The 26,385-nt window shown below is 56.8% G+C and carries 21 protein-coding genes; 9 read left to right on the top strand and 12 right to left on the bottom strand.

Annotation, left to right across the window (positions count from 1 at the left end; genetic code table 11):
* Positions 1-90: 90 nt before the first annotated feature.
* The 5 genes from FHS27_RS19590 to FHS27_RS19610 all read right to left on the bottom strand — a co-directional run bounded on the left by FHS27_RS19590 (position 91) and on the right by FHS27_RS19610 (position 8,600).
* Positions 91-2,181, bottom strand: coding sequence for an outer membrane protein assembly factor BamB family protein (locus FHS27_RS19590; RefSeq protein WP_184306561.1), 2,091 nt, complete (start codon positions 2,179-2,181; stop codon positions 91-93).
* Positions 2,182-2,252: 71 nt separating this feature from the next.
* Positions 2,253-4,430, bottom strand: coding sequence for an outer membrane protein assembly factor BamB family protein (locus FHS27_RS19595; protein ID WP_315854632.1), 2,178 nt, complete (start codon positions 4,428-4,430; stop codon positions 2,253-2,255).
* 341 nt (positions 4,431-4,771) lie between these two features.
* Positions 4,772-5,125: a cupin domain-containing protein gene (locus FHS27_RS19600; RefSeq protein WP_184306563.1), complete on the bottom strand. Its 354-nt coding sequence runs from the start codon at positions 5,123-5,125 to the stop codon at positions 4,772-4,774.
* Positions 5,126-5,717: 592 nt separating this feature from the next.
* Positions 5,718-6,446 (bottom strand): hypothetical protein, encoded by a 729-nt coding sequence (locus FHS27_RS19605; RefSeq protein ID WP_184306564.1) that lies wholly within the window; start codon positions 6,444-6,446, stop codon positions 5,718-5,720.
* Between the two features lie 360 nt (positions 6,447-6,806).
* Entirely contained in the window at positions 6,807-8,600 is a 1,794-nt protein-coding gene (locus FHS27_RS19610; protein ID WP_184306565.1) for a transglutaminase-like domain-containing protein, read from the bottom strand.
* Between the two features lie 653 nt (positions 8,601-9,253).
* Here FHS27_RS19610 and FHS27_RS19615 point away from each other — a divergent pair.
* From FHS27_RS19615 to FHS27_RS19635, 5 genes are all read left to right on the top strand, one after another.
* The gene (locus FHS27_RS19615) at positions 9,254-9,964 is read left to right on the top strand and encodes a hypothetical protein (protein ID WP_184306630.1); all 711 of its coding nucleotides are present in this window, start codon (positions 9,254-9,256) and stop codon (positions 9,962-9,964) included.
* Between the two features lie 657 nt (positions 9,965-10,621).
* Positions 10,622-10,885, top strand: a complete 264-nt coding sequence (gene rpsR / locus FHS27_RS31165; protein WP_009104826.1) for a 30S ribosomal protein S18 — start codon at positions 10,622-10,624, stop codon at positions 10,883-10,885.
* A gap of 9 nt (positions 10,886-10,894) precedes the next feature.
* Positions 10,895-11,323: an acyl-CoA thioesterase gene (locus FHS27_RS19625; RefSeq protein WP_184306566.1), complete on the top strand. Its 429-nt coding sequence runs from the start codon at positions 10,895-10,897 to the stop codon at positions 11,321-11,323.
* A gap of 43 nt (positions 11,324-11,366) precedes the next feature.
* Complete coding sequence (locus FHS27_RS19630) at positions 11,367-11,819, top strand: hypothetical protein (protein WP_184306567.1); 453 nt, start codon at positions 11,367-11,369, stop codon at positions 11,817-11,819.
* A gap of 105 nt (positions 11,820-11,924) precedes the next feature.
* Entirely contained in the window at positions 11,925-13,094 is a 1,170-nt protein-coding gene (locus tag FHS27_RS19635; protein ID WP_184306568.1) for a trypsin-like serine peptidase, read from the top strand.
* Positions 13,095-13,237: 143 nt separating this feature from the next.
* Here the strand turns inward: FHS27_RS19635 and FHS27_RS19640 are convergent, their stop codons facing one another.
* Entirely contained in the window at positions 13,238-14,350 is a 1,113-nt protein-coding gene (locus tag FHS27_RS19640; RefSeq protein WP_184306569.1) for an HD domain-containing protein, read from the bottom strand.
* A gap of 124 nt (positions 14,351-14,474) precedes the next feature.
* The gene (locus FHS27_RS19645; protein WP_184306570.1) at positions 14,475-15,737 is read right to left on the bottom strand and encodes a PDZ domain-containing protein; all 1,263 of its coding nucleotides are present in this window, start codon (positions 15,735-15,737) and stop codon (positions 14,475-14,477) included.
* Positions 15,738-16,054: 317 nt separating this feature from the next.
* Here FHS27_RS19645 and FHS27_RS19650 point away from each other — a divergent pair, with 317 nt between their 5' ends.
* Complete coding sequence (locus FHS27_RS19650) at positions 16,055-17,293, top strand: GNAT family N-acetyltransferase (protein WP_246420257.1); 1,239 nt, start codon at positions 16,055-16,057, stop codon at positions 17,291-17,293.
* On the opposite strand, the gene mutL is transcribed toward FHS27_RS19650, so the two are convergent.
* The 3 genes from mutL to mnmA all read right to left on the bottom strand — a co-directional run bounded on the left by mutL (position 17,290) and on the right by mnmA (position 21,741).
* Complete coding sequence (gene mutL / locus FHS27_RS19655) at positions 17,290-19,452, bottom strand: DNA mismatch repair endonuclease MutL (protein WP_184306571.1); 2,163 nt, start codon at positions 19,450-19,452, stop codon at positions 17,290-17,292. The two genes, FHS27_RS19650 and mutL, sit on opposite strands and share 4 nt — an antisense overlap.
* Positions 19,453-19,585: 133 nt before the next feature.
* Positions 19,586-20,461, bottom strand: coding sequence for a hypothetical protein (locus FHS27_RS19660; protein ID WP_184306572.1), 876 nt, complete (start codon positions 20,459-20,461; stop codon positions 19,586-19,588).
* A 101-nt stretch (positions 20,462-20,562) separates the two neighbouring features.
* Positions 20,563-21,741, bottom strand: coding sequence for a tRNA 2-thiouridine(34) synthase MnmA (gene mnmA / locus FHS27_RS19665; protein WP_184306573.1), 1,179 nt, complete (start codon positions 21,739-21,741; stop codon positions 20,563-20,565).
* A 77-nt stretch (positions 21,742-21,818) separates the two neighbouring features.
* Between mnmA and prfB the strand changes: the two genes are divergently transcribed.
* Positions 21,819-22,947 (top strand): peptide chain release factor 2 gene (gene prfB, locus FHS27_RS19670; RefSeq protein WP_390854026.1). Its coding sequence is split into 2 segments (ribosomal slippage): positions 21,819-21,887 and positions 21,889-22,947, totalling 1,128 coding nucleotides; the frame shifts between segments, so codons are not numbered across the junction.
* A gap of 122 nt (positions 22,948-23,069) precedes the next feature.
* On the opposite strand, the gene FHS27_RS19675 is transcribed toward prfB, so the two are convergent.
* Positions 23,070-24,737, bottom strand: coding sequence for an OprO/OprP family phosphate-selective porin (locus FHS27_RS19675; protein ID WP_246420270.1), 1,668 nt, complete (start codon positions 24,735-24,737; stop codon positions 23,070-23,072).
* Positions 24,738-24,870: 133 nt separating this feature from the next.
* Here FHS27_RS19675 and FHS27_RS19680 point away from each other — a divergent pair, with 133 nt between their 5' ends.
* Both FHS27_RS19680 and FHS27_RS19685 read left to right on the top strand, forming a co-directional pair.
* The gene (locus FHS27_RS19680; RefSeq protein WP_009104849.1) at positions 24,871-25,290 is read left to right on the top strand and encodes a hypothetical protein; all 420 of its coding nucleotides are present in this window, start codon (positions 24,871-24,873) and stop codon (positions 25,288-25,290) included.
* A 153-nt stretch (positions 25,291-25,443) separates the two neighbouring features.
* Positions 25,444-25,665 (top strand): SlyX family protein, encoded by a 222-nt coding sequence (locus FHS27_RS19685; protein WP_184306575.1) that lies wholly within the window; start codon positions 25,444-25,446, stop codon positions 25,663-25,665.
* Between the two features lie 18 nt (positions 25,666-25,683).
* Here the strand turns inward: FHS27_RS19685 and FHS27_RS19690 are convergent, their stop codons facing one another.
* Positions 25,684-26,313 (bottom strand): hypothetical protein, encoded by a 630-nt coding sequence (locus FHS27_RS19690; RefSeq protein ID WP_184306576.1) that lies wholly within the window; start codon positions 26,311-26,313, stop codon positions 25,684-25,686.
* Between the last annotated feature and the right edge of the window lie 72 nt (positions 26,314-26,385).

Genomic DNA, 26,385 nt, shown 5'->3' on the forward strand with positions numbered 1-26,385 from the left:
CGCGCATTAAAAAACCGTCTGGCGTTTGCACGCCAGACGGCAATGATGTTCGTCTGAGACTCAATCAGCGGTTGATTTAGCGAGTAAGACTTATTCGTCCGATTTACCGATCGCAAACAGCTTGTCTTTCGTGCTAATAAAGATCGTTTCATCGGCGGCAACAGGGGTGCTGTAAACGCTGCTGCCCATGTTAATTTCCTCGATCGGTTCCTTGTTGTCGGCACCGAACTCGAAAACGCAAACGTCGCCGTCTTCGTCACCGATGTAAACCTTGCCGTCGGCGATCAATGGACTGCCCCAGCTCTGAGCGAACATGTCGTAGGTGAAGTGCACGATCGCCATCCCGTCCGGAGTGCCTTTCGCATCGAGGCAGTGAAGCAGACCGGAGAAGTCAGCGATGTAGAGCACATCGTCTTTGATCGCGACGGTACCGCAACTGCGGTGCATTTCTTCTTCGAAATCAATCTCACCGTCATCGTTTTGATCGGCGAGTGAGTAGTGCCAAACGACCGCGGAATTCGGGTTATCGATCGCTGCTTCGCCCTTTTCGGGTTCGACGGCTTGGATGCGTTTGTGTTCGATCGGCACGCGTTGGTTGCCTTCCATCTTGACGGCGAGTTGAGGTGAAACGTCGCCTCGCTTCGTCGGATCGATGCACCACAGGTGACCTTCACCTTCGCCGTGCTCGGGGTCCTGACCGACCGCAATGTAGACAAGTCCGTCATAGGCAACCGGAGTCGCAATCAAGTTGTTCCGTGTACCTTCACCGCCGAGTACCCATTTCGAGGTCTTGGGGTTGCAGTCGAATTGCCACAACAACTCGGGCTTTCCATCTTTCCCTGCGTCGGCACGGAAACTGTAGAGGATGCCGTTGCCGCCACAGAACATAACCTGCGGAACACCGCCGAGGACTTCAATTGAAGGGCTCGACCATTGTCCGTGAAGGATGTTGTTACCTGGAGACTGATCGGTCCAAAGCACTTCGCCGGTATTCTTGTTCATGCAGATGAAACTAGGTGCTTCAGGCGCGGGCAAGTTGATGTGCGATTCGTCCAAACCGTTGCTGGTGTTGACGAACAACAGATCTCCGTACGTGGTCACGCTGCACGAACACATGTTGTGTTGGCTGACACCGAGTTCGTCCATCATGTTGAAAACCCAAATGACGTCAGCGTCTTGTTTGTCGTTGACGCCGAGTGATTTGAAGATCGAGATCCGAGGCCCGATCTGCTTGATCGCGAGTTCGCGTTCGACGCCGCCGAAGGTGCCCTTTGCTTTCCAAGACTTGTTCGGGGCGAGCGTTTCGATCGAGATGTCGTCACCCGCTTCGCTGCCTGCATCGGCGAGTACTGTTCGGAGAGCATCGGTGAGCTTTCCGTCGTTGAGTTGGCCGAGTGACTCTTCGAATTCGCTGCCTTCGCCGCTGTCCATGAGGTCGGCAACGCGGGCTGGTTCGTTCTGGACAACTCCATCGTCTTCGTTATCGAGAAACCCTTCCGTGTCGAGACAACGGACTTCGCCACGACTGGTCACGAACCACAAACGTTCGCCTTCGACCAAAGGAGCACAGCAGATCCCTTGAAGGGGCCAGTCGTGCACACGACCGGTGATCAATTTCTCGCTGCTGTGTTGCCACAGAAAGTCGCCGGTCTTTTGATCGAACGCGAGCAAACAACCCAAGTCAACTTTGGAAGGATAACGAGCTAGGTATCCGGCGCCGTTATTGGTACCCACGAAGACCTTGCCACCTGCAACAACGGGGTTGCCGTAAGTTTGGCTGCCGAGCTCAGCGTACCAGCGAAGATTCTCGGCCTTGGTGTTGTCCCAATCGCCCGTCCGACGATCAAATTTTCCGATGTCCCAAACCTCAGGCAAATTCTTGACGTTCGGAACGTTATTGCGAACCCGCGTTCCGCCCCACTGCGGCCATTCCTTGCCTTCGTTGAGGATCGTTTCAGGTTTTACGAATTCGTCGATGGTGATTTTGGACGAATTGGTCGCAGACGCCTTGGGAGCTGATTCAGCGACGACATCCGGGGCGATCGCAGCGGCACTGACAACGCTCGCCGGCAAAACCATGCTGACCGGTGGTTGGCATCCAGCGACGAGGACTGTCGTGATCGCACCTAAAACGGACGAGACGAACATCAAAAACAATGCGGTTAATTCTGTACGAGCCATGGCGGAGGGTAGATTGCAGAGGGGGGGGTAAAATTGGGGGAGGTTGGAACGCAGGTTACGAAACGCGACGACTAGTTCTCAGTGACTTCGAGGTTGTCGATCGCGATCTCAGCAACCTTGGCGTTGCCGTACAAACCAGGACTCGCGGTCATGACGGGCGATTGATCTCGCGCGGTCACCGTCCATGACTCCGGTTCAGCTTCGTCGCGAGGCCAGATTTTGCCTTGCAACACGGCAACCGCGTTCTCGCCGCTGCCTTCGATTTGGGCTCGCAATTTCATGCGGTACCATCGATCCGGTTCCCAAGGGAAATCGACCGTCTCAGCCATTCGGAGCTGTGGCGACCAGGTGCGGATCTGAAGTTGTTGACTATTGCCCATCAAATCGAGCACGTAGCCATGAGCCGTCAGACCGATGTCCGGCATCTGCCCGTTGCTACGTTTGCCCTGAACGTCCGCTGCGATGGTGTAGTTCTTCAGGTCGCTCGATCCCATCCAAGCGCGGCTACGAGCACCCTTGGGAATCGTGCTGACCTTCACCAACGCGGGTGAACCATCGACCGGGCGAATTTGATGGCGGTAGCGTGCTCCGACCCAAGTCACCGGTGGGTCACTGAGATCATCGAACGTGAATTTCCAAGGCAGTGGCGGCACGATTCGCACACGCGCTGAACCGGAAACACCATCCACCGTTGCTGTAATTGTCGCCGCTTGATGGGACGCGTCTTCGTTGGCCGTGAAAGTCGCATTTTCGATTTTGCCCGGGCCTGCCACCGAGTAAGTGACGTCACCTTCGGCGGGTGTGGCGAGCTGCTGGCCTAACTTGTTGAAGACGCGGACCGACAAATCCACCGACTCACCGGGCTCGAGCAACAATTCCGCTGGCACAACCAACAACTGCGAAATGCTCGGGTTTTCATCGATCGGAGTCTCACCAACGAGTTGCTCGGCGAGGCTGACCGGGGTTTGCTTCCCGTCTTCGGTGCCGACGCAGTAAAGTGCCGACGTGCCTTGGAAGTAAAGTTTTCCGCCTGCGAGAATTGGCGAGGCATAGAACGCTTCATCGCGAAGGCGTCCCTTATTGATGAAGTCGACGCCGTCTTCGGTAATCTCAAGAATCGCCCACCGGCCGTTCTCGGTCAGCACATAAATTTTCTCGTCCGCATATAGGAGACTCGGCCATTGCTTGCGGTCGCCGATCGCGATTCGTTCAGCAATCATGTCTCCCGATTCGGCATCGATCACCCACAGCTTGCAACGGTCATCGACGACATACAAACGGCCGTCGATCACGATCGGGGCACTTCGCCCAACAACGAGTTCATCGAGTTTCCAGATCTCTTTGACGGTCGTGTCGTCACCGGTGCCGGATATCTCCATCGCCGCAACGGTACCCATCGCGCTTCCCGTCACGTTTTCTTCGCTGTGACTGCCGTAAACACGATTTCCGTCGACCAGAGGCGTCGCGAAAATGCCACGTCGCGACAGATTGTGATGCCACAACGGTTTGCCAGTGCGTGGTTGGAAACCCCAAATCGCTCCGTCACCGGTGCCCAAAATCATCTGACGCTGACCATCAATCGTCGTCAGGGTCGGCGCCGAGTACGTCGTATCATAAGGCAGGTCTCGCGTACCGGAGAACCAAACCACCTCTCCGGTGAGTTTGTCCATCGCGATCAGGCGATGGTTCGGTTTCGCAGCATCGCCCCAGTTGATGACGATCCCACTGATGATCACGAGGTCTTCATGAACGACGGGAAAGTTCGTCCGACCGCCGTAGGTGCTCAGCAATCCGAACTGTTCGTGGAGCGGTTTACTCCAAATCGTTTGGCCCGTTTTCCCATTAATGCACAGGAACAAATCACAGACGCCGAGTGCATAGACATTCCCCGATTCCGGGTCCGCCACCACGCTGCTCCAACCGACGCGGGTGTCTGGAACATCCGACATCCAAACGTTGAAGCGGTTTTCCCAAAGGGTCTCTCCCGTTTCGGCATCCAGGCAAACCACCTTTTCGCCCTCGATCGGTGTTCCCCGGTCGGCACGCGTGATGGTGTACAGTCGCCCATCCATCACAACCGGAGTGCTGCGGGCACCCAAGTCGTCGCGTTTCCACAACAGATTGCTGCCCTCGCCACCTTCGGCATCCCAATCGTCGACCAGTCCTTCGGCTTCGGCGGTGCCGTTGAACATTGGTCCACGCCAGTAAGTCCAATCGGCCCCATCGTCCGCGGAGGCTGAAAGCGTCATCAACGTGGACAAAACAAGGACCGTCGCGGTCATCACCGAACCGAACTTTGATCGGGAGAAGACATTGTCAGCACATACAGTGCGGCAGATTGTCGAGGTCGTGGGGGACATCTAGCGAACCGGATTGGAAGGGAGAGGTGGGAAGATGGAAGGAGAGTGCCGAGTGACACCCCTGCACTTTAACAGTCAGTCAAAATTTTCGGGAGGCGCCGAATCGACACAGTATATCGATTTGGCCATTTGAGTATGTAATCGATTGGAAGGGTCATCTCGTTTAGTAGGGCGTCCACGATCAAAACACGGTTCAAACACGCCGTTAGGCGTGACATCTAAATAGCGGATCAATTTTCAGTGAGCACTTCATCAAGCGGATCAAACTCGGGATGGCAAATGATCAGCGTCCTGATTCGCCCGATCGCCCGGTGGACGACTCCAGGCGGGATTGCGATCGCCGTTAGGGGTGCGACGGGCGTCCGTATCCCATCGAGCTCGATCGCCGCATCGCCGTCACAGTCCAGGATCACATAGATTTCAGTGTGGTCGCGGTGCGAATGTGACTGGGCAGTCGCCTGGATTTCCGTCAAATGCACGGTTCCGGGGAACGCCGCGAAATCCGCAAACGCACGTCGAGCCAACCCGCACGGGCAGGCAATCGGCTCGATCGCGGTCAGATCGACGATCTGAGGTTCAGCCATGGTGAAAGGCGACGGAGAGGGAAACAGGCGGGAGATTCAGTTTCACAGGGCGTGAAACGGCGAGAGTGGTAGTCTACACCGTTTAAACGCGTTGCGAGGGCGGTTTGTTCAATGCAACGGAATTCACCGGCAATTCAAGCCAAAACCGCATAAACCTAAAAGCTTAACAAGCCACAAAAAAGCAATCCTTCGGCTATTCCTGAGCGTCAACGTCGCCGATACCTCTCTGTGTCCAAGGACGACCCCGCACTTCACCCAACTTCACCAAGTTGGTGGGACGACAGGGAACGCTCCTGTGACAGACCCAGAAATGCCGACAGCGGATGTCGGTATCTGACAGATTCCAAGAGGAAAAGTAGAGAGTGCGATGTTAACTCGGAGACTCTTGTCTCCGAGGCTTTTTGGTAAACGTGAACTGAACGAAGTCAGCGGGCCGGGTGTCCGCACCTGGTTCGTGAGTGTTTACAAAACGACTTCGGGAAATGATCGTCGGCGACTTCGTCCGACGACCGCGTCCCCCAGTCACCAAACGGTCTGATCAAAACAATCCGCTGGCCTCATTGGAAAGCTGTCTTTCCAATCCCGCAAAATTCTAGAGAGGGAGATTGATCTCCATGAAGCGGACAATCCTAACATTAACGATGGTTTTGGCGAGTTCAGTTTGTAGCCAAAGTTTTGGCTTTGACTTGCTTGACCGTATGCTCGGCATGAAGGGCTGCGGCAGCTCGAGCTCGTGTTGCGAAGCCCCTTGTTGTGACGACCCTTGCTGCGAACCAGCTTGCGGTTGCGAAACTACTTGCTGCGAACCGACCTGCTGCGAACCGGCCTGCGGCGCTGAGTCGACCTGCTGCGAGCCTACTTGCTGCGAAGCTCCTGCATGCTGCGAAGCACCTTCGTGCTGCGAACCAGCTTGCGGATGCGAAAGCACCTGCTGCGAGCCTACTTGCTGTGAGCCAGCTTGCGGTTGCGAAAGCACCTGCTGCGAGCCAACTTGCTGCGAAGCACCTACGTGCTGCGAAGCTCCTAGCTGCGACAGCTGCTGCGGAAGCAAACCAGCTTGTGGTGGTCTCCTCGGCAAGCTCTTCGGTAAGAAGAAAAGCTCTTGCTGCGAAGCACCTGCATGCTGCGAAGCTCCTGCATGCTGCGAACCAGCTTGCGGTTGCGAAAGCACCTGCTGCGAGCCAACTTGCTGCGAAGCACCTTCATGCTGCGAAGCTCCTAGCTGCGACAGCTGCTGCGGAAGCAAGAAGAGCGGCGGCCTGCTGAGCAAATTGTTCGGCAACCTGTCGTGTGGCAAGAAGAGCAGCAGCTGCTGCGACATGGGTTGCGACACTTGCAGCACCGGCTGCGGATGTGGCGCACCTGCCGCTGCTCCTTACGCAGCACCAGTCGAAGCTCCTGTCTACGAGCAAGCCGCACCGATGCCACCAGCACCGATCGTCGATCCAAGTGCTAGCATCTCCCGCACTCGTCGCGTCATTCAGGCCAGTGCCAGCTACGCTCGCTAGTGAATTCGTTCACTGACTTGCTTATGCAACACTGCGTCAAACAGACGTGACACAACAACGCCCCAGAGGAAGGAAACTTCTCCTGGGGCGTTTTTTGTTGAATCGGTCTCGTTTCTTCACGTCGCTAATATTGGAACGTCCCATTCGCTGGAACATCCAGCGAGACGATCGCATCAGTCCGCTTTCTCTACCACCGCTGCGGACACCGACATGCTCATCGATTTTAGAATCGACAAGTAGCGATTGACGAAAGTCTTGGTATCGATATTGGAAAGGTCATCGATCGCCAACGCGATGCAGTCCGCGGCTGTCTCCGCTCCCGTGGTCGCGTCCAGTGAAATCCAGTCGTCCTCGGCCTTCGCAATCACCCACGCGTGATAAACGAATCGGTTCGTTTCGGGACTCGCCACATCCGGTTGCACCTTCCTAGGCAAGTATCGCATCCCGAGACACATGCGGGCAGGAACCCCTTTCGCTCGCAACATCGCGATCAGCAAAATCGCATGCTCGGTACTGTCAGCAATATTCGCACCGGCTACCGCACTCGCGGATCGCAACCCAACGGACAAAGGGTCAAACGATAACAACGAGTGAACGGTGCGATTGAGTTCAATGGCTTTTTCTTGATCGCTCATCCCCGTCATGGACGTCGCGACATTCAACACCTTACGCACACCGGCCGAGCGGAAATCGACCAATTGAGTTACCGCAGAATCGGCAGCGAACGAGCGCGTGTTGTAGACGTCAAAGCGGCCGGCCAACTTCTTGGCAGACACCGGACGATTCGCGGTGATCACTCGTTGATGCGTTTCATCAATGTCCTGCACATATTGCCGAGGGGCCGCAATGAGTTGGCTCGCCTTGCTGATGGGTGGAGCCTCTGACGCCTCGCTAGAAACTTCACGCTGGGGCTTGAACTCGATATTGAGCGCGAGCTGCCTGATTTGTCCCGGCGGAATCGGTTTGCCCGGCACTTCGATGGAGATCGGATAAATATCTTGCAGTAAGCCTTGAACACGTTCGCGGTACTGATCCTCGTCGCAACGATACGTGAATCGACTTTCGCCTGTAATGTTGGTCGCTTGCACCACGCCGTCGTCGTCGTACCAGTAGTAACGTTCGCGCCGTCGAACTTCATCGATCGAAACCATTGCCACGGCCTCGTGTAACGAATCCAAAACCAATCCTTGTTCGGTCATCCGCTTTGCCAACGCATCGCTGCGGCCACGAATCTGCAACGTCGCGAGAGTCTCCTGAATCGGCAACAACACTTTCGATTCACGCACCTCTCGCGGTCGCAGCGGATTTCCGAGCAACGACTGGTAAACAGCGAGCGGTCCCCCGAGTGCTCCATGATGAATCACTCGCTTCTTTGATTGGGACGTCAAATGGTCGACATCGAAACGAACCTCGTCACCAGAGATCTCAATGTACTTTGATGTCTGCAAGGGTCCACGACGGACGCGACACTCGATCCGCGATAACTGCCCGTCGTCGGAATGCCAGAACACCTGCTCATTCGAATGCAAGCACGCGATCGCGTTGAACTGCCAACTGGCGTCCGGCGACGCACCGTCGCTGCCACCGAATTTCTCCAGCGTTCGCTCGCTCAATTCCAATTTGATCTGGCCGGAATCAGTGCGTTGCGATTGCATCACACCACCACCGATCACGCCGTCGGGATCGACATGGTGCAAATACCAAAACTGCCAATCTGCTCGAGGTGCCGTGGCGTTTGAGTTCTCTGGTACGAGACTCGCCGGCTGAACGTTGACGTCGTTGGTAGGGTCCCTGGGCGGTTCAACCTCCCAAACCGCTGGCTTGCGAAACATCGCGATGTCGTGCCGATCGGGCAAATCACAACCGCATAGCATCAGCCCAACGACCAGCCCCGTTAGCACGCCACATCCCCAGCGGGAAGCACGCATTCGGACTGCGTCTAACAGGTCATTCGTCTCGGTTACCATCGATCCATCCTTAACTTCACCAGATTACCTGCCGCCCGGCCCACCACCGCCCGACCTCGCCATCCTTGATGATACCCTGACACGTACTTTTCTGGCACCGTTGATCTGCGGCGCGTGAGGGATCTGCATCGAAAGGTGGATCTGCGATACCAGGGAGGAGCCTATCGCAAAGGTTCAACCACGGAACTTCGCACTGTGAAATCCAACCCTGAGTTTCTCCCGACTCAATCTTTCGAAACCTGACTGTGGAGCCGTGATTAAACGAGCCTCGCGAACATTTTCGAGAGCCGCCAAAAGGTGCGACCAAAACCACCACGTCAAAGTGACGACTCAGGGCCGTTGCGTTTCCGCAAAGGTGGTGCTCGTTTAAGCACAGATGTGGTGTTTTCTCAACACGAATCCTGATCAATTTGATCGCATTTTGAGGGCCGATTGAACGCTCTGGATCGATAGTGCCGGCTGTACCGAAGAGATAACACAGCATTCTGTTCATTCTGCACGTTTTTTATCGTTGGATCAGGCTCCGGACGCCTCAACCGCTGTGTGACCTAATTTTGGTTGTTCACCTGACGCACCGGTGGACCGTCTCAAAAAGCCGGCTTGCTTGCTTTTCGAAACGATCTCAAACCGCGTTTCATGATTTGATCAACAAGATGGGCTTCCTCAAACGCATTCTTCGTCCGACCCCGCAAGACACCGCCGACGCCCCCGTGGCTCCAGGCAGTTTCGAACGCCTCAGCGATGAAGAACTCCAGGTTCACATGGGCATTAAAACCTATGGAGCCTTCGAACTCACCGACGCGATCCGTCCGTCCTACGACGTGCAAATCGCTCCCCGCCAAGGGTTCCGTTACGACAAATACGTCGACGAAGCCTCCGGTGCGACAACGCCCGTCATCATGGCAGCGGCGACCAAATCGATCCTGCTCGATACGTTTCTCGAATTAATCGATCACCTCGGAAACGTAGTGGACGTGGTTCTCGAAACGAGCCATCACAGCAGTTCGCATCACGAAGACCTTTATCGCGAGCACATCGACGTTCCTGTCCTCAAGAGCATCTTGATGGAATTCGAAGACGTGCTGACGGATGACGGTTGCACCGGAATCGCAATCATCAACCCGACGAAAAAGCAGGAAGTTCAACTCGATGAACACAAACTGCTGATCGCTTACGGTGCCCCGCTGGATCCGTTCCGCGAAACGCTGATCGGTGCGGACATTTATCCGGACAAATCCATCCGGTTCATCACCGAAGCCGAACATGTCCACAGCAGCAGCGAACGGATGTACGACCGATTCCTCCAGCTGCAAACACGACTCGGTGTGGAAGACGAATCGTCGGAAGATACCGCGGCTTGGTAAGTCGACCTGATCGCGCCGCGGGATACCTCGACGTCGCCAGCCCCCTCGAAGAGAACCGCATTAAGGGACCAACCTCAAGTCTTGCCCACGCTTGAGTCACGCCCCGAAATGCAGACACCTTCGCGGAAGCTGCCTGGCAGAAAGTCTCCCTGCGGATGCGTTTCGCCAATCGCACGATAGCCAAACCGTACGACTCTCCCTAACCGGGCTCAGCCAACCCGGATGCCCTGGCATCGCCAGCATGGCCGGCAGCGCGACACAGCCTGCCCAGCGCCACGGCAATTCTGCCCGCGCAGGCCATCTCCGCGATCGAGCACCATCGGGCTGCGTTCACAACGCCCCCGATCTCTTCCGACCCGCCGGCCCCGCGGAACCTTCTCAGGCAAACCCCGCCTCAGCCTCAGCCTGCTGTCGCCCTGCCCTGCCCTGCCCTGCCCTGACCTGACCTGACCTGACCTGACCTCTCCGACAAACCGTCGTTTTTCACAGCCTACAATCGTGTTTTTAGCCCGAATACGCATTGCAAAGCAGCCGTCAGATCGTCACACTGTGCGGCCCTTCGGCGAGTCGGCTGATGCATGCGTGTTCGCAACCTTCGAGCCGACCGACATAGACCATTCGCCTTTCTGTTATAGGAAAAACATGCCCCCACGTCCCATGAGCACGCGTAGCCGTGCCCGCAAACGATCACGCGTCCGCAGCCGTACCCGCAAAAAAGATCCGATCTTCGTCGATGGCCATCGCCCTCGTCCGATGTACGTTGACTACAAGGACATCGATCTGCTGTCGAAAATGGTGAACCGCCAAGGCCGCATCATGGGTCGTCGCAAGAGCGGTTGCACCGCCGCGAGTCAGCACGCCGTGACCGCTGCGGTCAAACGAGCCCGCTTCATGGCTCTGCTCCCCTATGTCGGCGAGTAATCTCGCCCAGTGAGCGATACACCAGCTCGCTATCGGACGAAGCGTCGTGTGGAATTTAGAGACACCGACGCAGCAGGAATCGTGCATTTTTCGGCCTTCTTTCCAATCATGGAGTCGGTCGAGCACGAATTTTTGCGATCCATCGGCGTCGTTGTCATGCCCAGCCACGACAGCCCCGATTCACTCACGTGGCCGCGAGTCTCCGCCGCCTGCGAATATCTCGGACCCGCTCGATTCGAGGACATCCTCGATATCTCGCTAATCGTCGAACGGGTCGGCACCAGCAGCGTGCACTACCGATACGAAATCGATTGCGAGACCAAACCAGTGGCGATCGGCCGGATTTCCGTAGTCTGCTGCCAACTCGGCTCCGGCGGCAAACTCACCAAAAAGCCGGTGCCGGATTCGATTCGGTCCGCTCTCCTGGCGAACGACTGACGCCCACCCGATCCCGCCCCAACGCCCTCTCAAAATCCAGACCATGCCCGCAACCTTTGAAGGCTTCGGACTCAAACTTCTGTATCCGGATAACTGGACCCTCACGCCCCGCGGCGAGGACGAAGGAGACCAAGGCTTGACGCTGGAACTCCCCAGCGGCGGATTCCTTTCGATCGAAACGCTTCCGATTACGCGAGGGGATGACGAAATCCTCAGCGAAATCGATGAAATGCTGCGAGAACAGTACGGCAGCATCGAAAGCCATGAGGTTCAACTCGAAGGTGCAGACGAGGACGAACGCACCGTCGACATGAGCTTCTACCATCTCGATTTGGTCGTGTTTTCCCGAATCGTGCTACTCGACGCCCCCGCATCGACCCGCGACCAAATGCCAATCGCCGGACGACTGTTGATTCAGTTCCAAGCTGAAAGCCGCGACTTCGACGCAAACGAATTGGTGTTTACGGCTTTGCTAAAGCAAATTCGCGATACCTAGTGGCCGGCTAGCACGACGAGGCTGACGCATCAAACGCGGCACTGATCTTGCACCCAGAATGTCTCGCCGAACGGAAGTCACCAGCAGCTTAGAGACGGGTAAAAGATGAGTGAGCCTCGACGAAACGCGTCCCATCAACACGACTCCTCGCTCACCGGCGAGGCCCATCCGTTTCTAACCTCACGCGGGCTGTGGCTACAACAGAACGCGAGAGTGAATCTTCCCGATGGCATCCCGCTGCCTTCGACGGCCCCAGGACGCGGGCAACACCACCGCAGCCCTGGCGATGCGGAGACGGAACGCCGAATCGATCCATCGATGCCGTGGCAATCCCCAACGAAACCACCGCTGCTAGGCCGATTCGATGACTCGCCCTTGGAGTCAGGTTCGCTGCAAAACCTTCGCCCCGCCAAACGTTTTCCCGACCTTACCGAACTGCGTCGCCGACCGCTCACCTCACTATTCCGCTCTGCACTGGCAACGGACGTTCTCTGGACTAAAGAAACCTCTACCCGGGGCCAATCCCAAGAGCACGCTGCGGACAATGAAAACTCACTGGCCATGCAACGACAAAACATCGCCAGGGCCATCGGCAAACTGGTGATCCGACTGCCCGGAAGCCATGCAGGACAATTCGCGAGCGGGTCAGCGTTCATCACCGGTCCCAATACGCTGATGACGTGTGCCCACAACTTGTTCGATTCCAACGAACGCACGTGGTCGCAAGCTCTCGAGTTTTACCCCGGCTACGATTTCTATTCGAACGAACCACAACCCGTCTGCCGGGTCGTAACGGCGGTCATCCCGAAAGCCTATCTCAATAATCCACTCAGCAATCATGACCTTGCGATCTGCAGGGTCGATTCCAACATTGGCGATCAAGTCGGCGCGGAACTGGCAATTCAAACAGTAGAGAACATTGAATTCTTCGATTCGGCTCGCGTCGATATCATGGGCTACCCCGCGGGAAGCGGATTCGATTTTGGTAAACAATTGTGGTGCAGCCGCGGCCGATTTCTGTTTGGCGTCAGCGGTGGTGGCGGCGACGAGTACGCACCCACATTCGCAACCGACTTCGGAGGCGGCGCGAGCGGATGCCCATGGATTGTTACGGATCCAGATTCCGGTCGCCCCGCGGCGGTAGGAGTGACATCGGGACACGCCAAGCTCAAGCACGACATTGCAGAACCTAATCTGATGTCACTCACCTCCGCTCTTCTAAGCGACCGCAACCTCAACCGGCTCAATGAAGATTTTATAGAACACCGGTTCTAAAAAGACTCAGCCGCGACGAGAGCAGCTCCCATGCACGCGATCGCCTGCCAGCCTGCGAATTCCCGATCAACCGGGACGATTCCCAAAAGGGGCCATGCATTCTCTCATAGCACGCCTCTCGCGTTTCTCCGTCGCACTGAGGATCACGAAAACATCTCTTCGATTTGCTCGATGTAGTCGAGTGCCTCCTCAGGCTCCTCTACCTCAGCACCGGGGACCCTGCCGTGACGATCGCACTCACCGAGCAACAAGAGATCCTCATAGAGAGGATGAGCGGTGAGTCGTTTTCGATGCCGGGCACCGATCGAATGATCGATGATTTTGTGAACATCCATGTGATGCGCGATCAGCCACGATGTTCGCGGTGTGATGAATCCTTCGAGAGCCTCCAGCCCCGCAGAAACATGATCACTGGGATCGATCGCTTTGCCGACGTCATGCAACAAGGCGGCCAATAAAAATTCCTCGTCGTACGGCATCGCCTCTTTCGCCAACGCGTACACCTGCATGCTGTGGAAGAGTGCATCGCCTTCGGGATGCCAACGCAGGTTTTGCTTAACCTTCTCCAGCGGCATCAGCAACGACAAGAACACATTCGCTCGATCCGGACACGTATCCATGTCTGCCATACGACTGACTTGCTCGCGTGGTTCGACGTCGTGTTCGATCGCGATCAATCGTTCGAGTTCATTCAGTCCTGCGCGATCGATCGTTTTGCCGGTAATCGAGCAACGAAACCGGAACCCCATCAACGACGGAGCATACACGGTCAATTCGATCGGAAAATGGTCCTTCACATGCAAATGAGTGAACACCCGAGCCTCGCCATCTTTTCGAATCCGCTTGCGTTCGAGGTCATACGCAACACCCAAATCATCCAACACGATGGTGATCGAATGAACGTTCGCTGCAAAAACGTGGATATCGATATCCGAGCCCTCGCGGATGCTTCCCTTAAGCACACTACCGATCAACTTTGGGTGGAACTGCGCAAGCTTCCTCAACCACCATGCCGCCCGCAATCGCATTTCCAGTAGTCGCTGCGGAACACCCTCGGCACCCTCACTCAGCCGAGTGAAGTACATGACTTGTTCCCGGATCTCGGCGTTACTGGGCAAATCGGCTGGCTTGACCCAGCCCTTGTAGATTCGCCGCGCCGCTTTTTGTTTGGCGGTGTAGTACTCGCTCACTTCTCGCGAGTACATCAAGCGTGCCGCTTCCCAAGCGATTTGGCGACGCAGTTTTTTCGAAGACATTCAAGGAGCTTGTCGATGCAAGCTCAGCACAATTCGAAGAAAGAAATAAAAGTCAATTCCGATTGTCATCCCCTTCACCCGCGAGTGTCAAGCCTCGCTCGGCAAAGTCAAAAGTCGACGGCAACTAGTTTTGCGCCGGGGGCGGCAACGTCTCGTCCCCAAATCGGTCTTCGGGCAACGCGAGCGGGTCAGTCGGCGGAGATACCTCACGACGGTTCGGTGCGGGGAGCTCGCTGTCATTGCCGGGGCTCGCCGGAGTTAGGTTGCCCGACGCGTCCGCTTCCGATGCCGTCGACTGACCAGAGAAGAAGCTTCCGAGAGCCGAACCGACACCACCGAGCAGACTCTCACCAGCCGACGGCTGATCGGCTGGCGTTTCAGCGACTGACTCTTGATTCGGTTCCGACGTATCTAAGACCGATTTCCCTTCAACAGTCTTCTTAAGGTCGGTCGCCGATTGAGCGGGCACTCCTCCGGGACCGCCCATTTCGGCTTCGATTTCTCGCATCGAATCTCCGCGAACAATCCCGAGGGTGACCGACTCACCCGGATTGAGCAACGCAAGTTCGCGAACCAATCCACTCGTATCACGAACCAATCGTCCTGCCGCCGAAACGATTCGGTCATCGGGTTTGATCCCCGATCGCTCACCTGCACTGCCTTCTTTGACGGTCACGACCAACACACCTCGCTGAGGGCTCGCGTCACGAGCTTCGAGCCCCAACGACCCTCGCGGACGAGCCAGTGTCGGTCCGGTCTTCGAACGGTCGACGGGAGGTTTCGCGGATAATCGGGCGTCATCGGACGCTGAATCATCTCCATCAATCGTCGCCAATTTTGTCTGATACAGCCGACCGCCACGAAGGATGTGGACGACGGCCTGCGTCCCCGACGCGACCCGGCGCTGAGCCGCAGCAACGGCTTCCATCGAATCGGTTCGCACGCCATCGATCGAAACGATCACGTCGCCAAGCCGAATCCCCATCTTCGGAGCGTTCGATTCAGCGGTAAAGCCGAGAACTTGCAAACCGCGGTACCTGCCCGAGGCGACCGGGGACACTTCAATTCCGAACGTCGGCGACGATGTCTCATCCTGTTCCGCATCTTCAGCGGACGCGGAACCGGACGCTCCCTGGGATTGGCCGCCCTGCCCCGGGACGGGTGTCGCGAGCACTCGAGGAGAACCCGAATTGGCGGGCGATTGATAGGGCGGCGTGACGGGCGGTTGAGGAATTCGTCGTGCTTCAATCCGTGCACGCCAACGATCCAATAATCGCTGCGCCGACGCAGGCTGGCAAAAAACGCCTTGCATCATCACAAACAAAAACACGCTCGCGAGCGACAGGCAAACCGATCGAGATTTCTTCAGACACACCGACACTAACATTCAATCAACCTAGATATTTTGGCGAACCACCAGCAGGAAATTAGTTTTCGCGATGAAAACGACAGGCCAGCAGAATACGGCTTGAGAGGAAACAATCCATTGAATCACGCCGACAAGACACCCCCCAATCATAGAGGGATCATCTGCACAGTCCATCCGCTCCAGACGATTTCGGCAAAAGACGCTAAGTTGTCGGAACGTCTTTCTTACAATTGGTTCGCCGTCCTCCCACGGCGCGGGAATCCGCGTCGGTTAGCAGATTCGCCTCGATGCCACGCGAGTCCAACGCCCCATCCGTGCCCGCGACCTCCTCCACAATGGGCAAAGCTTCGGCGGAGGCCCCTGCGGTCGTCGTCTGGACATTGTCGACCGCGGAATTAGCAACCGCTCTGTCGACCACCTTCGTCCGAATTTCGCCCGCTCGTGCGGGGATTGTCACGGACCAACTCCGTGCCGTCCTGAAATCTCAGTCAACCGGACGGCTCGTCGTGCAGGCCGCGTCCCCCGCCCCACAGAAACTGCAAAACGCTCTTCTCGCGATCACGCTCCTCCCGGAATCCGGCGACACGGCCACCATTTTGCATGTCGACTGGATCCACCCCCAAAAATCCAGTCTCCCATCGATCCCGTCGACTCACACGAATTCCGACGGCGAGTCGACAGTTGGGCAAGACGACACGAACTCTCACTACGCGACTCTGAAACGCCGGCTCGGTGAATCGCTATGGCAAGAACTCTCCACGATCCTCGCCAACCGTGGAATGCACTTCATTCAATGGGCGACCGACCCCGTTTTGCCTCCTACCGAGACACTCGATTCGGGTGCCATGGACGCTGCAAACCGTTGGCCACAATCGCTCCAATTCTCACAAATCGGAACCCTCGAATACCTGGCGCTCGATTGCGATGGACACGGCCAATGGCCTCAAACCAACCGGCATGAAACAAGCCTGCCCACCGGACACCCGGACGAGTCGCAACAGTCCAACTCACCATCGGCGGATCAATTTTCCATCGACCTCGAACCACTCGATCATGACGATCCTTCCCAGCGAGAGATCTTTGAAAAGCTGGTGAAGCGAACCTACATCGATTCACTCGACTGCCCACCTCTCGAACGATTCCGAACGGTCGGCGATATCATCTCCGGATATCAGACCGCCGCCGCCTACGCGCCCGATCAGTGGTACATCATTCACGAAAAAAACACCGGCGATTCAGCCCCACATCATCAGGATGCCCGTCCGGGTGTTGGCTGCCTGATCCTCGCTCAGCACCCAGGCTCATCTCCGCTGGACGACGAACCCGAGAATCCAGCCGCTGTCATCGAACTCGTTTACATGGGAATCGCGCCGGAGTACCGCGGGCGAGGCTACGGACAGCAGATCATGCAAAGGATCACCGAGATTTGCCAACGACTGTCGGCCGAACGACTGATTCTCGCCGTGGACCGCGACAACCTCCCCGCGATCGCCGCCTATCGGGCAATCGGGATGCAGCCACTCTTCCGCGAAACCGTGTGGGGTCGTTCGGTTGAGAACACGACTGACGCTTAAGACGTCACGCGGCCGCGTGGCCCCAAACGTCCAAACATGCGGTCGAGTTCGTCGCGACTGAAGAACAGCGCCGTTGGTCGTCCATGGGGACAGTGATGCGTGTCTTGGTAGAGGTCTTTCTGCTCGAGCAGACTCGTGATCTCTTCCGGCGATAGTGGATCGCCGGCTTTCACTGCCGCTTTACACGCCACCGTACTAAGCAGGTGATTGAGAAGGTCTTTCGGATTCGGATCGCGACCGGCGCCCATCACGGATTCTAAAATGGTTCGCAACATCTCCGCCGGATCTTTGCTCGGCATGATCGCCGGATACGATTGAATCAGAATCGTCTCCCCACCGAATTCTTCGATTTCCAAACCAATGCGGGCGAGCGTGTCTTTGACATCGAGGGCCGCCGCTCGTTCTGATGGCGTCAACGACACCGGCTCTGGAACGAGCAATCGCTGCGCCTCGAGGGACGCGTTCTCGCCGAGGACTTTCTTGCAGACCCGTTCGTAAAGCACGCGTTCGTGAAGGGCATGCTGGTCGATGACGACCATGCCTTTTTCGTCCTGCGTGACCAAATACCGATTGTGCACCTGAAATCCGAGATAACAAACACTCGGCGAAGGAGAGGTACCACCCAATGCACCGGAGCCGTCGGCACCGACGGACGCGTTTGAGCCGGATGTGGGCTCGGGTTCCAGATCCCAGGGAGCGATATCTCCGGGAACGACCGCTTGCGACGCCGAGGAGCCATCCGGCTGCGAACCGACAGACGGCGAAACCGGGGAACTCGCACCATTGGGAAAAGGCTGGAAGTCAGGCACACCGCCGAACCCCGTCGGCATCGTGTTGGCCGACGGCGTATGGATAGGGGAAGAGTGAATCGGTGACCCGTCGATGCGGTTCACGCTCGACGAAGACGAGGCAACCGTAGGCCCATTGCTGGCCGATGATTCTTGTCCCGTTCGGGCCCACTCGATCACCGATTGACGTTGCTCATCAACCTCGCGAGCGGGCATCCCCATGACGGACTCGCCTCGCGATCGCAATGCATCACCCGTCATCGGTTCGGGTGCAGGAGCCGATCCGACGCGGTGCGTCATGTCGGTTGACAGAAATCGTTGACGCAGCGTTTGCAATAACCGACTGTAAACCCGGCCACTGTCGGTGAACCGCACCTCCAACTTTGCCGGGTGAACATTCACATCGATCATCTCCGGTGGCATCGTCATCCGCAAGAAACACACCGGGTGCCGCCCCACCATCAATAGCCCTCGGTAGGCTTCGCCAAGAGCATGCTGCAACGCGCGGTCACGAATGTGTCGCCCGTTAAGAAACAGGTACTGCATGCGATTGTTGCCTCGATTGACGGACGGGTCGCAGGCGAACCCAAAGATTTTGACTTGCGCGTCGTCGCTCTCAATCAGAATCAACGACTCCGCAATTTCAGCCCCGAAGAACGCTTCGATACGATCTGCCCAACGTGGCGTGGGCAGCAAATCGAACATCTCCTTGTCACCGTTTCGCAACACGAAATGAACTTTCGGGTTAGCAAGTGCCAACCGCGTGAACGCTTCGACAATATGCCCACGTTCGGTTTGCGGTGTCTTGAGAAACTTGCGTCGGACCGGTGTGTTGAAGAACAGATTGCGGACTTCAATCGTCGTCCCGACCGGGCAACCGCACGGTCCCGGCGACTCAATCACGCCGCCGCGAATATCGATCTGACTTCCGCTCTGCGAACCTTCTGCCCGACTGCGGATCGTCATCTGCGAAACACTCGCGATCGAAGCGAGCGCCTCGCCACGAAACCCGAGCGTACCGACATGAAACAGGGAATCGTCCTCCGGCAGTTTGCTGGTCGCGTGACTGGTCACCGCGAGTGGCAATTGCTCGGCCGTCATGCCACAACCGTCGTCGCTGATCCGGATCATCTCGACGCCGCCACCGGCGATCGCCAGTTCAACGCGGGACGCGCCCGCATCAATGCTGTTTTCGAGCAGCTCTTTGACGACCGAAGCGGGTCGCTCGATCACCTCCCCCGCGGCAATCTGATTGACCAATTGAGGCGGCAATTGACGGATAATCCGCGGTCCGGCAGGAGGCTGCGACGCCGCCCCCGCTGATTCGGTGGAGGCGGATTCAGACGGTGCGGGGGTGGAGGTAGCGCTCATGCGTTTGAATGTAACGAATGAGACTCTCTGGACAATCGCAAACCGCATCGGTGCCACCCCAATTGGACCTCGAGGTGATCGGATTGCACAGAAAAGGAGACCTGCCGCCGCTTTGACGATGAACTGAAATCGATCAGACAGGGGGCTCTGACGTACCGGCCCCCACTGGACGGACTTTTCGGGTTCCGACATTGCCAATTCGGAGAGCCATCATGCGATGTACCAACACAACAATGATTAACGAAGCGGCAGGTGCCAAACAAACGATTTTGGAGGCATAGTCGAAATCAATTTCGACAAGATTTTTCCAGTTTTCGAGCGAAAGAACACCCGATTCCGCGGCCACCATGCTTGCCCACCCCAGGGCTCCGACCACCACGACAATCAACCATCGCACTTTTCCCGAACGCAACCCCGCAATCGTGTTTCCCACCAACGCGGACATCATCGCCAAACCTAAATACGCCAGGACAACGAGATACTGACCGCCGTCTTCGGCGACTCGAATGATCGCGATCAACACGGCCGCGATCACTGTCATCATCAACAGCCAACCGATTGACGCTTTTTGGTCCCGACCGGATCGCACCGGACGGATGACCCAGGGCGGCACTCGAGTCATCCGTAATACAAACACCTGAATTGCCGTCACAATCGTGCTGACGACAAATAGCTCAAAGACTCCGTTGCTCTGTAAAGAAAAAATGACACCGCCAATCAACACCGCCCCCGTCGCCACCGCGAAGTGATAGCGACTAAATCCGGGCGAAAGCAAAATGGCCGCGAGGGTTGGTGATCCGATCATTAAAGAAACGAACAACACCCAGTCCCACGGGCTATCGCCACTAAAGCTGGTTGTCCGTTCAATCACCAAAAACGCGATGAACTGGCCGATGAGATACGCGATCGGCATCACCCACCATTTGCGTCCGATCGCGAATTCACGATCACGCGTAGGCCGCCTGCCTCGCGCCCCGATGCTGCTAGTTGACGTTTGCCGTCCACTCACGCGAGGACCTTCAATGGGGATTCAATCTCTGACATCCATTCATCGCGAAACGTCATCCATGAAAGACGACCACGCCAAACGATTCGGAGCGAGTTTTGAGATCAGTCGACCGTGGGGCGAACGATCCATCCCCCACCCAACACGCGATCTCCATCGTAAACGACGGCGGCTTGTCCTGGGGCGACCGCTTTCTGTGGCTCGGCAAATCTCACCGCGAAACGACTCGCATCGGCAGCATCAAACCGGACGTGGGCCGCATGAGGGCGGCCGTTGTAGCGAATCTGAACACTAACGTGTTCCGGCAAATCACTCGGATCGATCAGCCAGTTCGCTTGGTCAGCCTCGAGTCCCGGAGCCAACAAATCGGCCGCGTCTCCGAGCACGACCCGCCGCGTGTCGGGCTCGATCCGGACGACAAACTGTGGCTTGCCGAGCGCCACCCCGAGTCCTTTCCTCTGGCCGACGGTGTACGCTTCAAATCCGTCATGTTTGCCAACCACGCGACCATCGATCGTCACGATTTCTCCCGCCGTGGCACCGACCATCTCGGGACGCCGCGATTTCACGAAATCACTGTGGTGCCCCTCCGTCACAAAACAAATCTCCTGGCTATCTTTCTTTTCCGAGACACCTAGGCCGAGAGAAGCGGCAATTTCGCGGATTTGAGACTTTTCGAAGTCGCCCACCGGCAGCATCATTCGCGACAACCGCTCGTGACCGATCCCGAACAACGCGTAGGACTGATCCTTCGAATCATCGAGCCCGCGGCGGAGTTGCCGTCCCTCCGAATTTTCGCTCATTCGAGCATAATGCCCGGTCGCGACGTAATCCGCATCGACACCGTCTGCGTAGTCAAACAGTTTGCCAAATTTGATCCAGTGGTTGCACTTCACACACGGGTTCGGTGTCCGAGCGTTCAGATAGTCGTCGACGAAATAGTCCACGATTTTGCGAAAGTCTTCCTGCAAATCGAGCGAATAGAAGGGAATGTCCATCGACATCGCCACGCGGCGTGCGTCGGCCGCATCGGTCGCGCTGCAACACCCCTGTTTGTGGTCAGCCCGTTTTCCCTGCGAGGCCGACGTCGAAACTCCTCCCAAGACGGGCAGCCCCAACGGATTCGGGTCCGCCGCGTCATCGGTTTGAATCCGACACGCCGAAGCAGACGCCTCTCCGTGCCGCATGAAGACACCGATCACCTCATGACCAGCTTGGGTAAGCAGGTGGGCCGCGACGCTGGAATCAACTCCACCACTCATCGCGAGAACGACACGTGACATGTATAAACAACTTGGTAAAAAAGCACTGAGCTACAAAAGATTACTTCCCTTATCATACCTATGGAGTCCAATCCGTCATGGACGCTGAACTAACCACCCGCAGTAAATCGATCCGTGCTCGCCTGATCCAACTACAGGACTCTCTTTGACCACGCTGCCAAGAACGACAAAATCAAGGCAATCGAAGCCAAAATGTCGGCCCCCGATTTTTGGGACAACAGCGAAACGGCTCAAAAAGTCGTCATGCAGCTAAAAACCCTCAAAGGGATTGTCGGTCCCCTCGACGACCTCACCGAATCGGCGGGTGACCTCGACGCCCTTTTTGAAATGGCTGAGGAAGACGAATCGATCGAACAAGAGGTACGTACCGAAATCGAACGACTCGAGGAAGTCCTCGACGATTTGGAATTGAAAGCCCTCCTCAACGGGCCTCACGATTCGGCCGGCGCGATCGTCACGATCAACGCACGCGACGGCGGAACCGATGCCAACGACTGGGCCGACATGATGCTGCGGATGTATTCCGCTTGGGCGGTCGGACAGGGTTTCAAGATCGAACTCCTCGACCGACAAGAGAACGAAGAAGCAGGCATCAACAACGCCTCGATCGCCGTCCGTGGACCGATGGCCTACGGGTATCTCAAAGGCGAACAAGGGATGCACCGACTCGTTCGGATCAGTCCTTTCAACAGCGAAGGGAAACGCCAGACCAGCTTCGCGGCGGTGAACGTGTCCCCCGAAATTGACGATTCGATCAAGATCGACATCGAGAAAAAGGATGTTCGCGAAGACACCTACCGCGCCGGTGGTGCCGGTGGGCAACACGTCAACAAAACCGACAGTGCGGTTCGGTTGACGCACATCCCGACAAACACCGTCGTGCAGTGCCAGAACGAACGCAGCCAACACCAGAACCGTGACACGGCGTGGAAGATGCTGCGAGCGAAAATGGCACGAATCGAAGAGGAAAAACGCGAAGCCGAAGACGCGTCAAAATATGCGACGCAGGCCAAGACCGGATTCGGAAGCCAAATCCGAAACTACTTCTTGCACCCCGACCAGCGAGTCAAAGACTCTCGAACCGGGCACTACGTCGGCAACTTCGAAAGCGTCCTCAACGGGAGTGAACTGCAGGGGTTCTTCGACGCCTTCCTGCGACTCAAAGCCGGAAAGACCGAAGCCGTTGCCGACGACGATGATGAGTAGCAACACCAGCTCTCTCAGTCGACGCTCGACGCGTTCGCCCAGCCACTCGCCGTCGGTGCGATTTTCCAAAATCATATCGATGGTGAGTTCAGGCGAACGCGATCGGACGTCTACGCCAGTCGTTAAAAATCAATCTGCGCACGTGTAGCAAAGATGCCCGCCTCGCTCTCTCCCTCACGCCAAACATTGGCGTGAATGTAGTTGAGTTGGAATTTGGTTCGAGGGTTGAGATACCAATTCAGCCCGGCGGTGAAATTGCTCATCCGACCACCCGTAATGTTCTCGTCGCTCAAATCGATATAGGAACAGCGTGCGGCAATTTCCCAAGCACCGATGCCCCCATCTTTTCCGACGCTTTGTTTAGGGATCACACGACCAAAAACGCCGCCCTTGCCGTTGTAGACTCGCGTCTCGCCGGTCAAAAAGTATCCGGCGTGGACGTAGGCGCCCGGCAAGAACAACGTTGGCCCATCCGTTTGATCAACGACACTGTAGATCGCTTCGGACTGCGCGTAGAGTGAACCGCATACCATTGCCAACTCGGCGCCAAACAATTGCGTGTGCTCCGTCGCAATCAAACCGGTATCAACAAACGGCGGCAGGTTATTCGGCACGCCCACCGGTACACCCCCGCCGGTCTCACCTATGAAGACCTCCGGCGTGCTCCGATATTGGAGCACATCATTTGCGGGATCGATCAGGCTGTAAGCACCTCCGATATGAACGAGCCCCCGTCCGTCATCTTGACTCAATACCACTGCGGTCGCCCGAGTCGCCAACGCATAGCCGCCGTTGTCACCGACGTTGCCTCCATAAAAGTCCGACGGGAACCGATACGCCGACAACGCCCATGCCGCGAGTTCGTCTTCACGCGCCCCCGACAGCATCACTCCGGTTTGCCGAAACGGCAAAAACGTGGCAGGCAATCCTCGTTCGAGAAATGTCATCTCGCGTGCGCTCGTCATCACGTCCATGCCGATCGGTTGTCGGAAAAAACCGACACGTAAATCGCAACGTCCGATCACATCTTCAACATCCAATCGCACATCGGCGAAACTGGGCCGGCCCCCAAAACCGAAATCCATGTCGATGCAGAACCCGACATTGTCCCACGCCTTTCCCACCGCCGACAAACGCGTCCGCCGGAAATCAGCCCCATCCTGCACGTCACCGACCAAATCACGGTTGGCCGCATCTTGACTGAACCATGCCGCGTCAGTTTGCAACAAACCCGACAACCGCACCGTGGGATACTTCGGTTTGTCGGTCGTGGCTTGCGCCGGTGCCGCGATCGCGACGGGTTGGATCGCGTCCTCAGGTTGTTGCATGGCCGACTCATCAACAAATCGCTGCGACCACAACTCATCAATCTGACGCTGTAAGTCAGCGAGTTCCGCGGCGACCGATTCGCGATCCGAATCAGCTAAACCTGTATCGAGCGCACCTGCTACCTCGCCGACCATCAATTGATCAGACAGGGTCACGCTGCCGTCCTGAGCGCAAACGGAATTACCAAACGCCATCAACACACCAACGAGTGTCCATCCCATGACAGGAGCCATCGATATGAGCCATCGACGCGTCCATTCAACCGGCGACGAACCGCGTGCGATCTTCGGACTGTCCGTTAAATTCATGTCGACTCGAGCATCAGCACCGGCAATGAGATTGCGTCCAACAAAGATGGCATCACTGACATTGTCGGAAAAACCGGCCCGTCGTTTGAGACCGTGAATGCCAATCGTTACAACCGGACCGCGGGAGTACGCATTCCATTTGCATGGGTGCAAATCGCAACCTATTCATTGAGCGATTGACTTCCGGACTCTCTTTTGACTCCGGCCACTCCGCTTTCTCCTTTTTCAAACGGTTCACCTCGTGGCTTTGCTCCGACGCTTTTGGGCTCCTGCTCTGATCCTACTCATGGTTGCGATTCACGCAGCCGTGATCGGATACGTGCGCAGCCGCGTTGCCCGGCTGAGCAATCTCGAAAGTTCCGCCGTTGAAATCGGTCGATTGCGGTTCCAGAACGTGAACGAGCCCGACATGGTTTACCAGTTGGTACTTCATGCGGTTGTCGATCCGACACGCCATTTCCGTGGTGAACAGCGACTGACTCAAACCAGAATGGAAATCATCGAGTCGGCCGAACAAATGCTCCGTCAAGTCGAACCGGCCTGGTTGGCGGACCCCGCTCAGAAAGAGATTCGCGAGCGGTTAATGGACGTCGTCCTGCAAAATCTCGATGAACCTCTCGTCCAAAGGGTGTTGATCACCGACTGGCTCCGCATCCCCAGCTCCCAGACGTCTCCGGCCATCGGCGCCACGCCTCCGTTGCTCTAAAACGAAGCGATCCTCCGTCGTGAACACGACGATGGAGTTTGTACCGGACCTTCATCCGGATTGAGGCATCCGGATTTAGGCGTCCAGATTCAGACCTCAATCCAGCCCCCGGGCCTGTCTCGCAACCCTTCGTCCCCCTGCCCGCATCGTTCTATGTCGGACACCCTCAACGAGCGCATCACGCAACTCGAAATCCAGCTCGCACACACTCAGCGAACCTGTGACCAACTCAACGAAGTCGTCACGAAACTATCGCTCGACGCCCAAACGCGTGATCGCATGTTGCAGCGATTGATGGACCAAGTCAAAGACTTCAAGAACAAACTCGATGATGGCGGCGGATCGCTCGAAGACGAGAAACCGCCGCACTACTAAACCGCCTCAATCGCCTTGTTAATCGCGATAATTCGGATGGTAGCCGTCATAGTAAGGAGCGACCGGATACGGTGTGCCCCGCCCAGAGGGATAGGGTGCAAAACCGTCGGTTCCCGCCGCCGGATTCGGGCGACGCCACTGCTGCCCTGGCCGCTGCGGACCATACGGGTTCCCGGCTCCACCGCCGTTGCCAGGATTGCCAGGGTTTCCGCCGCCTCCTGGACCTACCGGAGCGATCCCGCCACCATAACCTTGGCCGAAGCCGGGGTAGATGTTGTTGAAACTCAAACCCGCATACGGTGCACCCCAGTTCGGATAGGGCGTGCTGTAAGGTCGGTATGGAAAACGCCACTCACCATAGGGACGCACGGGATCTCCCCATTGCTCGACCTGGTGGTAGTTGTCGGCCGATTGACCGTATGCCAGCGAACTACGGTAGTGCGTGTAACCGCTCGTTCTCAGAGGCGGCATGACTGCCGTCGAAGGGGGCTCCACCGGCGCGAACTGCGCCACACGTTCACCGGTAAGAACGTCATGCGTGAAACGGCTCGGCAAAGTCAACCAATCGGCAGACACCGATTCGAAAACACTGCCTGCGAACACGGCACAGACGCATGCGAACAATGGGAGGAGGGTGACACGTTTCATGTGACCCAAAATAGTTCGTGTTCCCAATTCAGGCGGCCTGCGAGAACGAAAAGATCATTCACTTCGCCGACG

Source organism: Aporhodopirellula rubra (assembly GCF_014192335.1).
Lineage (GTDB): Bacteria > Planctomycetota > Planctomycetia > Pirellulales > Pirellulaceae > Rhodopirellula > Rhodopirellula rubra.

Coding starts and splice junctions, on each gene's coding strand:
- FHS27_RS19590 (WP_184306561.1), bottom strand. CDS start 2,181: ATGGCTCGTACAGAATTAACCGCATTGTTTTTGATGTTCGTCTCGTCC.
- FHS27_RS19595 (WP_315854632.1), bottom strand. CDS start 4,430: ATGACGCTTTCAGCCTCCGCGGACGATGGGGCCGATTGGACTTACTGG.
- FHS27_RS19600 (WP_184306563.1), bottom strand. CDS start 5,125: ATGGCTGAACCTCAGATCGTCGATCTGACCGCGATCGAGCCGATTGCC.
- FHS27_RS19605 (WP_184306564.1), bottom strand. CDS start 6,446: ATGTCGCAGCAGCTGCTGCTCTTCTTGCCACACGACAGGTTGCCGAAC.
- FHS27_RS19610 (WP_184306565.1), bottom strand. CDS start 8,600: ATGGTAACCGAGACGAATGACCTGTTAGACGCAGTCCGAATGCGTGCT.
- FHS27_RS19615 (WP_184306630.1), top strand. CDS start 9,254: ATGGGCTTCCTCAAACGCATTCTTCGTCCGACCCCGCAAGACACCGCC.
- rpsR (WP_009104826.1), top strand. CDS start 10,622: ATGAGCACGCGTAGCCGTGCCCGCAAACGATCACGCGTCCGCAGCCGT.
- FHS27_RS19630 (WP_184306567.1), top strand. CDS start 11,367: ATGCCCGCAACCTTTGAAGGCTTCGGACTCAAACTTCTGTATCCGGAT.
- FHS27_RS19635 (WP_184306568.1), top strand. CDS start 11,925: ATGAGTGAGCCTCGACGAAACGCGTCCCATCAACACGACTCCTCGCTC.
- FHS27_RS19640 (WP_184306569.1), bottom strand. CDS start 14,350: ATGTCTTCGAAAAAACTGCGTCGCCAAATCGCTTGGGAAGCGGCACGC.
- FHS27_RS19645 (WP_184306570.1), bottom strand. CDS start 15,737: ATGTTAGTGTCGGTGTGTCTGAAGAAATCTCGATCGGTTTGCCTGTCG.
- FHS27_RS19650 (WP_246420257.1), top strand. CDS start 16,055: ATGGGCAAAGCTTCGGCGGAGGCCCCTGCGGTCGTCGTCTGGACATTG.
- mutL (WP_184306571.1), bottom strand. CDS start 19,452: ATGAGCGCTACCTCCACCCCCGCACCGTCTGAATCCGCCTCCACCGAA.
- mnmA (WP_184306573.1), bottom strand. CDS start 21,741: ATGTCACGTGTCGTTCTCGCGATGAGTGGTGGAGTTGATTCCAGCGTC.
- FHS27_RS19680 (WP_009104849.1), top strand. CDS start 24,871: ATGGTTGCGATTCACGCAGCCGTGATCGGATACGTGCGCAGCCGCGTT.
- FHS27_RS19685 (WP_184306575.1), top strand. CDS start 25,444: ATGTCGGACACCCTCAACGAGCGCATCACGCAACTCGAAATCCAGCTC.
- FHS27_RS19690 (WP_184306576.1), bottom strand. CDS start 26,313: ATGAAACGTGTCACCCTCCTCCCATTGTTCGCATGCGTCTGTGCCGTG.